Origin of the sequence: Herbaspirillum sp. GCM10030257 (genome assembly GCF_042666555.1) — a bacterium.
Lineage (GTDB): Bacteria > Pseudomonadota > Gammaproteobacteria > Burkholderiales > Burkholderiaceae_D > Noviherbaspirillum.
In genome coordinates, this window is record NZ_JBHTDH010000033.1 from 1 (window position 1) to 13,143 (window position 13,143).

General features: G+C 59.1%; 11 protein-coding genes. 4 read left to right on the top strand and 7 right to left on the bottom strand.

Annotated elements, in window-relative coordinates; translation table 11 throughout:
• The first annotated feature begins 92 nt into the window (after nt 1-92).
• The 3 genes from grpE to rnk all read left to right on the top strand — a co-directional run bounded on the left by grpE (nt 93) and on the right by rnk (nt 2,170).
• Complete coding sequence (gene grpE, locus ACFQUU_RS25680; RefSeq protein ID WP_382250973.1) at nt 93-671, top strand: nucleotide exchange factor GrpE; 579 nt, start codon at nt 93-95, stop codon at nt 669-671.
• Between the two features lie 53 nt (nt 672-724).
• Nucleotides 725-1,648, top strand: coding sequence for a universal stress protein (locus ACFQUU_RS25685; protein WP_382250974.1), 924 nt, complete (start codon nt 725-727; stop codon nt 1,646-1,648).
• Nucleotides 1,649-1,762: 114 nt separating this feature from the next.
• Entirely contained in the window at nt 1,763-2,170 is a 408-nt protein-coding gene (rnk, locus tag ACFQUU_RS25690) for a nucleoside diphosphate kinase regulator (protein ID WP_382250975.1), read from the top strand.
• 221 nt (nt 2,171-2,391) lie between these two features.
• Here rnk and ACFQUU_RS25695 read toward each other — a convergent pair whose 3' ends face one another.
• The 5 genes from ACFQUU_RS25695 to ACFQUU_RS25715 are packed head-to-tail and all read right to left on the bottom strand — an operon-like array spanning nt 2,392 to nt 9,260.
• Nucleotides 2,392-3,477 (bottom strand): DUF1513 domain-containing protein, encoded by a 1,086-nt coding sequence (locus ACFQUU_RS25695; protein WP_382250976.1) that lies wholly within the window; start codon nt 3,475-3,477, stop codon nt 2,392-2,394.
• Nucleotides 3,467-4,549 carry an imelysin family protein gene (locus ACFQUU_RS25700; RefSeq protein ID WP_382250977.1) on the bottom strand — a complete coding sequence of 361 codons (1,083 nt, stop codon included), beginning with the start codon at nt 4,547-4,549 and terminating at the stop codon, nt 3,467-3,469. Before ACFQUU_RS25700 ends, ACFQUU_RS25695 begins: the two co-directional genes overlap by 11 nt.
• Complete coding sequence (locus tag ACFQUU_RS25705) at nt 4,546-5,925, bottom strand: di-heme oxidoredictase family protein (RefSeq protein WP_382251013.1); 1,380 nt, start codon at nt 5,923-5,925, stop codon at nt 4,546-4,548. Before ACFQUU_RS25705 ends, ACFQUU_RS25700 begins: the two co-directional genes overlap by 4 nt.
• Nucleotides 5,926-5,978: 53 nt before the next feature.
• Entirely contained in the window at nt 5,979-7,142 is a 1,164-nt protein-coding gene (locus tag ACFQUU_RS25710; protein ID WP_382250979.1) for an imelysin family protein, read from the bottom strand.
• 24 nt (nt 7,143-7,166) lie between these two features.
• Entirely contained in the window at nt 7,167-9,260 is a 2,094-nt protein-coding gene (locus tag ACFQUU_RS25715) for a TonB-dependent siderophore receptor (protein ID WP_382250981.1), read from the bottom strand.
• 126 nt (nt 9,261-9,386) lie between these two features.
• Between ACFQUU_RS25715 and ACFQUU_RS25720 the strand changes: the two genes are divergently transcribed.
• Entirely contained in the window at nt 9,387-10,505 is a 1,119-nt protein-coding gene (locus ACFQUU_RS25720; protein ID WP_382250982.1) for a PepSY-associated TM helix domain-containing protein, read from the top strand.
• A gap of 78 nt (nt 10,506-10,583) precedes the next feature.
• On the opposite strand, the gene ACFQUU_RS25725 is transcribed toward ACFQUU_RS25720, so the two are convergent.
• Entirely contained in the window at nt 10,584-11,525 is a 942-nt protein-coding gene (locus ACFQUU_RS25725) for a DMT family transporter (protein WP_382250983.1), read from the bottom strand.
• Nucleotides 11,522-13,132: a class I adenylate-forming enzyme family protein gene (locus ACFQUU_RS25730; protein WP_382250984.1), complete on the bottom strand. Its 1,611-nt coding sequence runs from the start codon at nt 13,130-13,132 to the stop codon at nt 11,522-11,524. The genes ACFQUU_RS25725 and ACFQUU_RS25730 overlap by 4 nt, the downstream gene beginning before the upstream one ends.
• Nucleotides 13,133-13,143: the final 11 nt, after the last annotated feature.

Below are 13,143 nucleotides of genomic sequence, written 5' to 3' on the forward strand. Positions count from 1 at the left end.
AAGCCTGTTGGAGACGGATTGCTTCACTGCAAGTCAGATGAAGCGGCATCCGTCATGTGTGCCAGCCCGGCATAACGATGAAGGAGCCAGTCATGCGAGACGCAAACAACCATTGCAACAACGATGAAAAGTACCAGCAATTTGATTCCTCGGCCATGAAGCCGGATAACGCTGCTAAAGATCAGGATAGTGCGTCGAAGGCTACGCACCAGATGCGTATTGCCCAGCGACTGCAGGCTGTTGACGAGCATATTGCGACATTGCAGAACTCGGTGCGCGCCGCCATCGCGGACGTCGAGTATGCACGCCGCAGAGCGGAGGCGGACCTAGCGCATGCGCACCGGTTCGCGATCGAAGAATTTGCAAAGTCACTACTGTCATTTAAGGACTCGCTGGAAGCTGCGCTGATGATCAAGACCACGGATGTGCATGCATTACGTTCCGGACTGGCGCTCACGCTCAAGCTTTTCCAGGCGGCGCTGGAAAAGCAGGGATTGGTGGAGTTGCAGGCGAGTCCGGGAGACCGGTTTGATCCGGACAAGCATCGATTGCTGTCGAAATCCAGCGATATCAGTTCGACACCCATCGTAGCCAGCGTAGAACAAAAAGGTTATGCAATCAATGGACGGCTGATCCGTCCGGTGGCGGTCACCGTCGCACCATCGAATTAGCTGCCAGAAGGATTTGCTTGTTCAGCGCCGTATTACGTATTGAGGGGAATGGTATGCATCGTATTGAGACTATATTAGTCGCCACCGACTATTCAGAACAGGCAAGGCGTGCTGAAACGCGCGCTGTAATGCTCAGTGTCGAATTGAAAATCGGCACGCTCGAGATTCTGGCCGTACAGGAAACAAGGATGGGGTTAAATACACCTGCCACCGCTTCCCAAAGCACGGAACTCGATATCACTGCGGTAGATAACGTCCTCGTCGAGAACCGACTCCCGGTTTCGTTAATCCAGAGCGTTGAAGCATTGCAGTGCATACGTTCGTTGGCCGTGGGAAAACCGGCTTCTGCAATTGCCCGGCGAGCCGACGAACTGGATGCGGACCTGACGATTGTTGCGGCGCGCTCGAAAACATTTGTATCCGATTTCTTCACACGGGATGCTAACGACGAACTCGTCCGTCTTTGTAATCGGCCGGTGCTTCTGGTACATACCGAACCGGCGCGCGCGTACACAAAAGTGCTGGTTGCGGTAGATTTTTCAGAAGAATCAAAGGAAGCCGCGCGCTATGCGTTAGCCATGGCGCCATCAGCTCACTTCACGTTTCTTCACGCCTGCCTTATCCCGGACGAAGGAATCATGCGAGAGTCCGGCCTCAATACCGAAGCGATGAACGCCAGTCGGATGGCTATGTGCGAAAAGGCACGCGGAGAACTCAATCTGTTCATTGCCCAGCTAGGACCAAGGAAGCAATTGATCACTCGGGCCATTCATTATGGGCATACCGTCCCTGTACTGTGCGATTACGCCAAGCGCATGCGCGCTGACCTGATCGCCATTGGCAGACGCGGTAAATCGTGCTTCGAGGAACGCCTGCTGGGAAGCACCGCGCAACGTCTAATGGACCGCACAACCTGTGACCTCCTTGTCGCCTCAACTGCGCCTCCTGGTGGTTGGGATGACAGGCCGGCCGCTTAGAAAAATCGCCGATGACGGGAGGAATGCGCGCTCTGATCATGCATAAGCGCGCCAACGTACATTTAATATGGGGCACCGACGGTGCTTCACATCACACTTAACGGAGTATTACGAATGAAACCTGACATTATTGTTTCAGCTATTGATGCCGAACGCCTTGAGGCGATTGCCGATCTTCTTCCGGCATCCGCGATAGAGAGCAAGAATGCGCTGCTCGATGAACTGGGGCGCGCAAATATTGTTGAGCCTGATCAGATGCCGGCCACGGTAGTAACCATGAACTCAACAGTGCAGTTTGAGATCACGTCACCAAAAGAAGAATTTTGCATGACACTGGTTTACCCCTCGGATATTGGCAACGGAACAAACCAGATATCGGTCCTTACGCCCATTGGGACAGCACTATTGGGTCTTGCCGAGGGTAGCCAGATCGAATGGCCCAGGCCTGACGGTCAGTCCGTGAATGTCCGTATCCTTAAAGTGATCTCCCAACCGCGCCAGGCTAGCGTATTGCAACCTTAACCGGATGGGATCGGAGCTCCCGGATTGCCTACATCGCCGGGTGACGGGCCGCACCTGACAGCCAGACCGTCACATTCCGGTCTTTAGTGTGTACGACGAGTAAGAGCATTGCCGCTTGCAGCATTGCCTGGGGCCGCCGAGATCGATATCGGAATCTTGGTCCATGCCACATTGCTGCGTGAATACTACAGGTGCTCCGGCCTCGCAGCCTGGTTTCCACATTAGGCGAGAACCCAGTGATTATCTATTTTGAGGCTTGCCGGCAGGTTGAGCATGATGCCTGAATCTGATTCAACGCCGAGCACCTTTGCACTTCCGCTCGCCCAGAAGTCAGGACCTCCGGCCGAGACAATAGCGCAGCCATCCTGCAAGGCTAGTGGCGTCAGCCACCCCTCATCGGGCCGCCAGCGTAATACTGCGTTAGCACGCGGTGCGCCTATCGCAAAACCGTTGTCCCAGGCAGCTATGTCGCCGGCGTATCCTGCCAGCCCCGGCACGCGTACCGGGTCCGGGAGAGTCAGCGTGTCACCGTCGAAGAGGGCCAGAACCGGCGCTGCGTCGCGCTCTGCCCGGAGGTCGTGCTCGGCCTGCATGGCGATGCCGACGCGCGAGCCGTTACGCGCCATATGGCGCATGCTCAAACGGCGGTCAGGAAGCTTCCATTGTCCCAACAGCGCGCCGCTCCGTGCATCGAGACGGACCAATGATGAGGCCATCGTATTGAGGTTGCGCTTGATCCGGCCGGTTTCCGGCTGGGTCGGAACACCTCCGTTCGCCACCAATAGCGTTTCGCCGTCCATCAGCATCATGTGGGCATCAATACCATGTGTGTCCCACTCATCGAGCTTTTCCAGCGACTGTGCATCCCACACGCCGATCAGTCCCTGCCCCGTCTCCAGGTTGGTCTCGGTCGAAAACAGTCGTTTGCCGCCACCGGCAACAACGAGATGTCCATTGAAAGCCCGGCCCGGTTCGGCCCAGACCCAGTGCGGTGCGCTCCGTCCGGGATACCACCGCAGCATCCAGTCACCGGGCCGTCGCGCGACCGCCAGCAGACTGCCATCGGCTTCCATGAGCACCCCGTGGGCGCGCGTCGGCACTTCAACGCTGGCAACGGGCAGCATTCCCTCGGCACGCCTTGCCAGGACCCCGATGTGGTGACCATTTTTATCGTTCCATGCCGCAGCGATGCGTAGCTTCGATGCGGAGGCCGACGCACCCCACGCAGGCGTGACGCAACCAAGCAGCGAGGCGAGGAGTATGCGTCGGCGCCCTGGCAACTGCGTGGTGTTCTCGTCAGTCGCCATCTGCGTCGGAAAAGCCAATGCTGATGTTGAGCGCCGGTGCAATCTCATCCTCGGCCATGCGCTTGATCGTTGCCAGCCGCTTTGCTGCCGGAAGTAGTCGCCCCTGCGAGTTTGGAGAAAGTCCTTGCATGGCAGCGCCGGCTTGCTCGAATGCCTGCTGCCACCGCTGGACAAGAGCTGCATGACCGCGGCCACGCAGATACCAGTCCATGGGAATGAGATCGCGACCAGGTTGCGGCGCTTCCTGATCCCCGGATACCGCCAGCTCGCGTAACGACGCCCAATGGCTAGCCCAGCTGGCCGATGTGGCACCGCTGAGCTGACGCGGAAAACGCACGGCGCTGCGAGAGGTGGACTTCGCCTCACGTACGGGCCGTTCGATTTCTTGCCAACGCAGTCGTTCCACTGAACCGACCCACTGATTCACGAACTCCGTGAATGCGTTCGCGGCCCGCTCGGGGTCCCAGTCGCCCGGGTTGGCATTGGCAAAGGCAGCTTTCAGGGCATCAGCTTCCCGCGTTATGTCGGCCGCTACCTCGACGGCATATGCACAGGCGTGCGTGCCTCTGTCGATAGGCTTTTCCCATAACAGCCACTCCAGAGCAGGAAAGCCTTTTGCGGGAGAACCAATGCGCTCCATGGCCGCCGCGCCGCGTGGCGCTTGCTTGATGGCTCGCTCAATGAGTGACGGACGGGTCGGCGTGAAGTCGATGGCACGCACCGAACGGCGCTCGATCAGTGGCCCGAATGGGACAGCGGATAGCTGCTCCCAGCCGGCCACGGCGGCTTTCCATGCACTACTCACCTCGCGGATATTGATCGCCGAGCTACCGGGCGCATTGGCGCAGAATGTAGTTAATGCCAGGTGCATTTGCTTTGCCGCATCCGCGAATGCCACTGCACGCGGTTGCGCCCAGTGCTGGTAAAGTCCGGTGACCACATCTTCCGGCTTGTAAAACGGCGCCGCAACGTCTGGCCTGGAAGATTGTGCCGCCAAGTTGGTCGCTAGCGGGGTGAACAGCGCAACAGCAGCAAGTTTTAGAACGATGCGTCTGCAAACCGGGTTGGTCATAGGGACTCCACGAATTTCACGAGTGCCGACCGTTCGGCCTGATTCATCTTCAGCACCTGCTGCTTGCTGGCCTCGGCTTCGCCGCCGTGCCAGAGGATGGCTTCCAGCACGCCGTCAGCACGGCCGTCATGTAGCAGACGGGTATGGCCGTTGACGTCCTTGAGCAGGCCGATACCCCACAGCGGCGGTGTGCGCCACTGTTTGCCGCTGGCGGCAAAATCCGGACGTCCGTCAGCCAGGTCGTCGCCCATGTCATGCAACAGAAGATCGGTATAAGGCCAGATTTTCTGTCCCTGCAAGGCCTTGCTCGTCAGATGCGGAAAGGGACCTTCGGTCGTCGTATAGCTTGGCCGATGGCAGACCGCGCATTGCGCCTGCATGAACAGCTGCCGGCCCTGCTCGATGCGGACCTCGTCCTTGAGGCGACGTGCCGGCGGTGCGAGGCTGGCCTGGTAAAAGATCACGTTGGCCAAGGTCTCATCATCGATTTCGCCCCGGGTATCCGGCTTGCTGCCGTTTTTGGCGGCGAGGCAATCTTTCTGTTTCTCGGTACAGGCCTCGCGCCAAAACTTGGACGAGGTGATACCGATATCACCCAGGAATGCGGATGCAGTCTGGTGCGCCAGAGTGGCGGCGTTGGCTTTCCAGCCGAAGCGGCCGATCATTTCGCGCTCGGCGAAAGCATCGTAGACCCGGTTGGGAACACCTTTGATGGGCCCGGGTGAAGCCGCCTGCATCGCCGCGTTATGCAGAATCTCTTGCTCGGGTATGGCTTCAAGCAATCCAACACCGATCAACTGCGGCGCAATGCGTGGGCTGACCATGACTTCCTTCGCCATCGGGCCGTAGGCGAGCTTGCGAAAGCCGTACAGCGGCTTTTGCAACGTATAGGTGGTGCCGTCGGCAAAACGTCCATCGATTGCTTTCCAGCGCATCACTATCTGCCCTTCCGGCTTAACACCCTGGACGGCAAGATTGGCGAATTGATCGCCGTAGGTGGGTTCGGGTTTCGGCGCACCGAAATCGCCCTTGCCAGGAACGGACAGCCGCAACAGTAAGCCGACGGGCTGCTCATCGCTCAGACCTTTGCGGAACGCTGGCGGCGCCGCACGGCCATCCTGCACATGACAGCCACCGCAAGAGCGGGCGATGAAATGCGGACCCAGTCCGTCGCGCGCAGTGGTGGACGCGGGGGCCTGCACCCAGTTACGGCGAAAGAAAGAATTGCCGATCACAAACCGGGTGCGCTCATCGTCATCGAGGTTTGCCGCCGGGAACGAGAATGCATTGCGCCCATCCGCATGCACGGTCGTCGCTCCGCCGGTCAATTCGCCTTGCAGGTCGTTGCCGTCGAACGGCACGGCTGCGTGGAGCATAGCTGCGCCTGCCGCGGCAAGTACGGCTCCGACAAGCAAGGGGGCAAATTTGATCACGGCTGTACCAATGTCAGGCGCTTGATCCCGACGGCGTTCGCGGCATCCACCAGGTTGCGCGATTGCTCGACCAGGCTGTCGATCGTTTTCTGCACGCGCTTCCTGCCCGGCGCATCCTTGCCGCCAACGATTTCACGGTCAAACGGCGCCTGTATCCCTTCCGCTGCCTCCACGGAGGCGCGGATCTGGCGCGTCGTCTTTTCGGCCAGTCCGCCATCCCGCGCTGCGACTAGCGCCTGCAGTCCCGGGCCTTTCAACACTTCACCGTCCGGTCGCTTGTATTCGCCGAGCCAGACGTTTTCTATCCCCCTCGCATTGGCGACCGCGTCACGATGCGTGTTGTCAGAGAAACAGCTGTGCTCGTCTTCCTGGTCCTGACTCGCCAGCGCCACTTCCAGACGCTCGCCGGCGAGTTCGCCGCGCGACAAGGAACCTAATCCCACAAAGATCTTGCGCAGGGATTCCTGGCCGCCCTTTTCGAAGCGTGCACGGTAGTTGGACGCCGGCCCGGGAGACCATGCCTTTACCAGCGACTGCAGATCGTCGAGGAGCAATGCGCTTGTCACCTTCAGATACTGGCGGCGGCGATCTGCATTAGGCTTCTTGCCGTCAATGAAATCCTCGTACGACCTGTTGCCGGGGCCGGTCTCCGAGAGATCCTGTCCCCAAAGCATAAATTCGATTGCATGCCAGCCAGAAGCGATGTTTTCTTCGCCGTCCCGTTCGTTCAAGACAGTGAGGGCCTTCTTCGTGATCGGCTGTTTGCGATTATTGATGATGCCTGCCTTGTCATTGCCCTCGACGAAGTCCACATACGACTCGTCCATCGGCCATGCATTGAGCCGACCTTCGGGTCCTTTACTGTCATCAATAGGCCCACCGTAGAAGCGGTATGCCTCGGTCTGTCCATACACTTCGCGGGCGTCGAGCCAGGCTTTGCGTGCCTTCGCAAGGGAGTCATCGGAAGGAGCAGTCAGGAATCCATTGATGGCCTGGTCCATCCGTTGGGCAGCAGAAAGCGCATCCGAATAGCTTGCATGTACTAGCTTGGCGTAGTGCGCAACGACATGCTGGACGGGTAGAGAGGCTTGAGCAACCGAGAATGGGCTCGACAGAGACAGGCATACGCCCAAGCTTACAGCGGCAAATGATTTTTTCATCTCAGTGTTCTTTATTCTGATAACTTAGAAGTCGACCTTTGCAGCGACCTTCAATGTCCTCGGGCTACCCACGCCGATGAAACCGTTACCGGCGGTGCTCCAGTAATTCTTGTCGGTGACATTGTCCAGCACGGCCTGGAAGGTAGTACGCTTCCCAGCCAGTTTTGTCATGTAGCGTGCGCCAAGAGAATAGGTGGTGTAGCCGCCTATGGAGGCCTGATTCGCGTTATTCACGGGGCGTTCGCCAACGTAAAACACCCCGCCGCTCAGTGCCAGGCCGGGCACCTGCGCAAGCCGGTACTCGGCGAACAGGCTGCCTGTGCGACGCGGCGTGTTTTCCGGTGTCTTGCCATAGGTGCCGGCATTCGCGATATTTTTCTGCTCGGCATCCATGAACAGAGCAGATCCGATCAGCGACAGCTGCTTCGTGATCTCGCCGGAGGCGGCGAGTTCTATTCCCTTGTATTCAGCCAGTCCGTTGAGCACGAAACGGTTTGCCGCATCGATGTCGGTCGAGGGACGGTCGATGTCAAAATAGGCAGCCTGCAGCAGCACTCCCTGGGCGACCTCGGCCTTGACGCCAATTTCCTTCTGTTTGGCGACAGCGGGAGCCAGCAGTTCGCCTGCATTCGCGCGGTTCGCCGGAGCCTGACCGCTTTCCTCCACGCCCTCGATATAGCTGGCATAGACGGAAACGTTGGAAACCGGCTTGTACATCAACCCGACCGCAGGATTCAACTCATCGGTGCTGTAGCGCGTGGTCGAAGTCGTACTTTCATAGCGGCTCGAGCGCACGCCAGCGGTCAACTGCCATTGTTCGCCGAACGAGATGCGATCCTGAGCATACCACCCGCGGTCCTTGATGGCCGAAGGTGCACGTACCGGAGCTCCGGTCGGAGAGCGCTCGGCAATATCAATCGGGTTATACAGGTTCTGTGGCGTGTCGAATGTTCCATTAGAGATGGACACCGCGTCGCGGTCATTTCGTGTGAAACCGAGGGTGAGCTCATGCGACATCCAGGCTCCTGGCAGGACGCCCATCAGCTCGGTTCGATAATTTGTGTTCTCCCATTCCTGCCCGCGATTGAAGAAGGTGCGCAGGGTGCCGGCACCTGTCGTCAGACTGTAGTTTTGAAACTGGGAAAAGTTGCGATCGCGCTCGGTCTTCGCGTGCCCGCCTTCCACCAGCACACTCCAGTTGTCACTCAGACGATAGTCGGTGCGGAACAGCACGTTGGTCGCCTGGGCGTCGTAGTTCTGCCATTCGCCAGCCAGGTTGCGCTTGTTGTCGGGAACGTTCGGCAACGCGATTCTGCCGCCTGAAGCAGGTAACAGCGCGATGGCGGCCTGTTCGGACACGTCCTTGCGGTAATGTTCAAGATCGAGCTTGAACGACAGGTCCCTGGTCGCTTTCCAGTCCAGCGCTGCCGACGCAAGCTGTCGGTCACCCGAGAAGCGTTCGACCCCGATGTCCTCGCGCCCGGTGACCAGGTTGATGCGGGCGCCGAATTGTTCCTGTTCTCCGAAGCGACGGCCTATGTCGGCGTGAGCCGACGCCCCGCCATGCTGGTTGGCCGTCACTGCAAAACTGGTGACCGGTTCCTTGGTTGCCCGCTTGGTGACGAGGTTGACGATGCCGGACGGCGGCACGAAACCATAGTACAGGGACGATGCGCCCTTCAACACTTCCACCCGCTCTTTGTTCTCAAGCGGGATATCGACCAGATTGATGATCGGAAGACTGCCGTTGAGGCGGTAATTGCCGCGATTTTCTACCAGAATGCCGCGAATGGCGATGTTGTCGTAGGTCGACCCATTGAGCTGCGAGCGGGTGACACCGGCGGTGTTGCGCAGCGCGCCGTACAAGGTTGACGCTGCCTGCGCATCAAGAACCTCGCGCGTGACGACATTGCTGGTCTGGGGTACATCGAGCGGGGCGACATCCCGGAAGGTTCCCACCTGGACACTGTTGCTCTTGTAGCTGCCCATCCTTTCTGCAGATACCGTGACGGTGCCAAGTTCTTTTTCTGCCTGGGCGGGCGATGTCTGGGCAAGCACAGGGAATGCGGAAAAAGCCAGGGAAAGCGCGCTGGCAAGCACGGTCAGACGGGGCTGCATAAGGTCCTTTCAGGAAAATTAACGCAAATGCGACTAATTCGCATTCACAGATGATACTATACTCGCTATCTTGAGCGGCAATTTTTGACCATTTCGGTACGTTTCCCCTGTCTCGTGCCTGCGACTATGCGAAAGACCCTTGTATTTCTCCACCGCTATCTCGGCCTTGCCGTGGGGCTTTTCCTGATAGGCAGCGGGCTGACCGGCAGCGCAATTGTCTTTAGCAAAGCAATCGACGCCTATCTCAACCCGGAGTTATTGACAATCTCTCCTACGGTCAATGCCCCGCTGCAAGTCGATGCGCTCCTGCGGAATGCGAAAGAGGCACTGCCTGCGGAAACACCCGCCTTTGTCTATATGCCCCTGGCCCCTACGGAGCCAGCGCAGGTTGTGTTTCAACCGAGTGGCTTGCGGGCCCACGCGGATCCCTACTCCGGCCAGATTCTCGGCGTCCGCCATCCCAATGATTCGGTCACCGGACTGCTGATTGATTTCCACGTGCACCTCCTGGCTGGCAAGACTGGCAAGCAGATTCAAGGCTGGATCGGCCTTAGCGCAATACTGCTTACGCTGGTTGGCATCTTTCTCTGGTGGCCCAAAGGCGGAAAGTGGAAACAGGCTTTTTCAATCAAATGGGGTGCGGGAGCGTTTCGGGTTTGGTTTGACGCGCACCGGGTTAGCGGCGCCATCGCGGCGGTGTTGATTTTGCTGACTGCGCTGACAGGGTCCGCTCTTGCGCTGTATGACCTGATTACCGAACCCCTACTCATCGCGACGACCGGTAGCGGGACTCGGCAGCCTGCGCCCAAAGCTCTCCCGACATCGGTTGAGTCGGCATCGATTGATCGCATGCTGCGGGAAGCCCAGTCGATGTTTCCGGACGGGCAAATCACCAGGCTGACATTGCCCGTAAAAGATAGCAGTGTGGTTGCGGTTCGCATGCGGCTCAACGGCGAAATTCATCAATTCGGCCGATCCTTTGTCTGGTTCAGCCGTTATGACGGGCGTGTGCTTCGGGTCGACAACGCCCTGGAAGCGAATCGGGCAGTGAAGATTCAGAGCTGGCTGTTTCCGCTTCATACGGGGGTGTACGGCGGTCCGGCCACGCAATGGCTACAGGTGCTGGTGGGCCTTAGCCTCGCATTGCTGTCGTTCTCCGGCGCGTGGCTCTGGATCAAGAAGGCCCGTGCGAAAACCATCGCGAACACGCGCCGCGCCCGGACAGGCGAAACGGTTGCCGGCTGAAGCAGGATTGGCGTTAGAACCAGCTCGCTCAAGTGTCCGTGCGGTCGTCATGACTACTGCGATAAACCGCGGTATATATCATCGCGATGTGATGGCGGCAGAGGGATTCTTGCTTGCCCCCTCAAGTCGGCTTGAGACAAGAGCAACGATGACCAGGAGCGCACCAAGCACTTCGGCCCAATTGAAGGCGTATCCCCTGGCGACACCAATGATGAAGGCAGTAATCGGCACGAAATTAATGAACAGAACACCATTGGGGCCAATGCGCTGAATGCCGATGTTCCAGCACAGGGTGCCGAGCAATGCGGCACCAAAGGTAACGAAAGCTATCTGCCAGCCGACCGAGACAAGCTGGCCCGTGGTCGGAAGCGTTGCAGCGCCGAGCAGTGCCGTCACTAACGTCACGGCAACCACAAATACGGTTCCTGCGCCTGCCGTCAGGGCCGTAAATCGCAAGGCAGACCAAGTCGGAAACGCCGCAGCGCTCAGCGTATATGTCACCCAGCAAAGGGCGGCACCAAGTACGAGAAGGTCTCCAGTCACCGATTCGGAGCCTGCCAGACTCAGCGGAGCACCACGCGTCACGACCAGGGCGACTCCGGTGAAAGCAAGACCGACTGCCAGCAGCGTGCGGGAATCCGGCCGCTGGCCTCGGACCATCCAGGTGACCAGCGCCGCGACGAGCGGCTGGGTGGCGACGATTACCGCCGCATGTTCGGCATGTGTACGGTGCAGTCCGACAAACATCATGAGAACGCCACCGCCGATGCCAACGATGCCCAGCACGCCGACGAGGATCATTCGGCCGTCAAAGCGAAGCGACTGCACGCCTTCAGAGAGTAGGAGTGCAAGCACCAGGATCACAGCCGCCACGCCATAACGGATCGATGTCAGAAAATAGGCGTCCACAGCCAGCATGGCTGCCTTACCTACCGGAAAGCTGCAACCCCAAAGAAAGGCTGCAAGCAACAGACATCCGATTCCGCCTAGCCGCCCGGGCTGCAACGACGCGGGCTTCACGCCGTTGCCTTCAGCTCCGCAAGCAATTGCTCCCGCAAGTCGCGTTTGAGTAACTTGCCGTTGGCATTACGCGGCAATGGCTCGGTTCGCAGTGTGACGCTCTCCGGCACCTTGTAGTCGGCCAGGCGTTCGGCGCAAAATGCGATCAATTCTGACTGCGCAACGCCCTGCCCTTCCTTCAGCGCGACGAATACATGCACGCGCTCGCCGAGCACCGGGCAAGGCTTCCCGACCACCGCCGCTTCCAGAATGGCAGGATGCTGACACAGCACGTTCTCCACTTCGACACTGTAGATTTTGTAACCGCCGCGATTAAGCATGTCCTTGCGCCGATCAAAGACATGGAGATAGCCGTCTGCGTCCATGCTGCCGATGTCGCCGCTGTGCCAGTATCCGGCAGTGAAATTTTCTGCGGTTGCCGAAGGATTGTCCCAATAACCCTTCACGATCATCGGGCCGCCTATCCAGATTTCTCCGGTTTCGCCGCGCGGCACTTCACGCCCGGCTTCGTCCATAATGAGGATGTGTCCGCACTGTACCGTGCGGCCTACACTGTCGCGGTGCCCGTCTGTCTGGCCGGGCGGCATGAGCGTCGAAGGCGAGGTCGTTTCGGTGGCACCGTAGGCGTTCATCAACACCAGTCCCGGAAGCTGACGGGCTAATGCATCGATGGTGGCGGTTGGCATCGGTGCGCCGCCGTAGGCACCGACACGCCACGCGGAAAGGTCGCGCCGGTCGAAGTCATCCTGCAACAGGCACAGGTTGTACATGGCGGGCACCATGATGGTGAAGCTCATGCGTTCGCGCTCGGCGAAGGGCAGGAAGTCGGCCGCTTTGAAAGCAGGCACCACGAGAAGCGTGCCCGCCGTGCGTACCATCACCATGAGAAGGCCGACCAGTCCGGTCACATGCGACAGCGGCACCACTGCCGCGCCACGGTCCGCACTGGTAAGTGCCATCGTGCTTTCATAATGCATGGTCGAATGCACGATGTTGACATGGGTAAGCATTGCGCCCTTGGGGCGGCCGGTCGTACCCGAGGTATAAAGAATCGCGGCTACGTCCTCTTCATAAATCTCGGCGGCCTCTGCCATTGCTGGCGTGGCAAGCAGTGCGCCAAACGCGTTTGCGCCGGTATCGTCACCGACACAGACCCTCAACCTGAGATGCGCGACGTCGACTGCTGCGGGAAGCCGATCGGACAAGGCGGCATCATAGACGATGACTGCCGCCGCGCATTGATTCAGGATATACGTTATGCCGGGCTTCTGTTCGCGAATACTGAGCGGCACGACGATCGCTCCCAGAGCCGCAGCGGCAAGGGTCGTCACAACAAATTCGATATCATTACCAAGTAAAAGCGCGATGCGCTCGCCTTTCACGACACCCCGCTGGGCCAGGCCGCCCGCAACCGACATGGCCTGAGCATGCAGGGTGTGCCAGCTCAATCGCCGTTCGCCGCAGATTACCGCCTCGCCATCCGGATTGGATTCAACCGCCTGCCGGAACATGGCGTAGACACTATGCGGCCGTTCGGCAAAGCACGGCACCACACGGTCGCCAAAGTGCGACTCCATTCGGGTTGCCGGTTGCTGGATTTCCCACATCCTCATCCTCC

What these genes read in the sequence shown, in the direction of transcription:
- grpE (WP_382250973.1), top strand. Translation starts at nt 93, where the DNA reads ATGCGAGACGCAAACAACCATTGCAACAACGATGAAAAGTACCAGCAA.
- ACFQUU_RS25685 (WP_382250974.1), top strand. Translation starts at nt 725, where the DNA reads ATGCATCGTATTGAGACTATATTAGTCGCCACCGACTATTCAGAACAG.
- rnk (WP_382250975.1), top strand. Translation starts at nt 1,763, where the DNA reads ATGAAACCTGACATTATTGTTTCAGCTATTGATGCCGAACGCCTTGAG.
- ACFQUU_RS25695 (WP_382250976.1), bottom strand. Translation starts at nt 3,477, where the DNA reads ATGGCGACTGACGAGAACACCACGCAGTTGCCAGGGCGCCGACGCATA.
- ACFQUU_RS25700 (WP_382250977.1), bottom strand. Translation starts at nt 4,549, where the DNA reads ATGACCAACCCGGTTTGCAGACGCATCGTTCTAAAACTTGCTGCTGTT.
- ACFQUU_RS25705 (WP_382251013.1), bottom strand. Translation starts at nt 5,925, where the DNA reads ATGCTCCACGCAGCCGTGCCGTTCGACGGCAACGACCTGCAAGGCGAA.
- ACFQUU_RS25710 (WP_382250979.1), bottom strand. Translation starts at nt 7,142, where the DNA reads ATGAAAAAATCATTTGCCGCTGTAAGCTTGGGCGTATGCCTGTCTCTG.
- ACFQUU_RS25715 (WP_382250981.1), bottom strand. Translation starts at nt 9,260, where the DNA reads ATGCAGCCCCGTCTGACCGTGCTTGCCAGCGCGCTTTCCCTGGCTTTT.
- ACFQUU_RS25720 (WP_382250982.1), top strand. Translation starts at nt 9,387, where the DNA reads ATGCGAAAGACCCTTGTATTTCTCCACCGCTATCTCGGCCTTGCCGTG.
- ACFQUU_RS25730 (WP_382250984.1), bottom strand. Translation starts at nt 13,132, where the DNA reads ATGTGGGAAATCCAGCAACCGGCAACCCGAATGGAGTCGCACTTTGGC.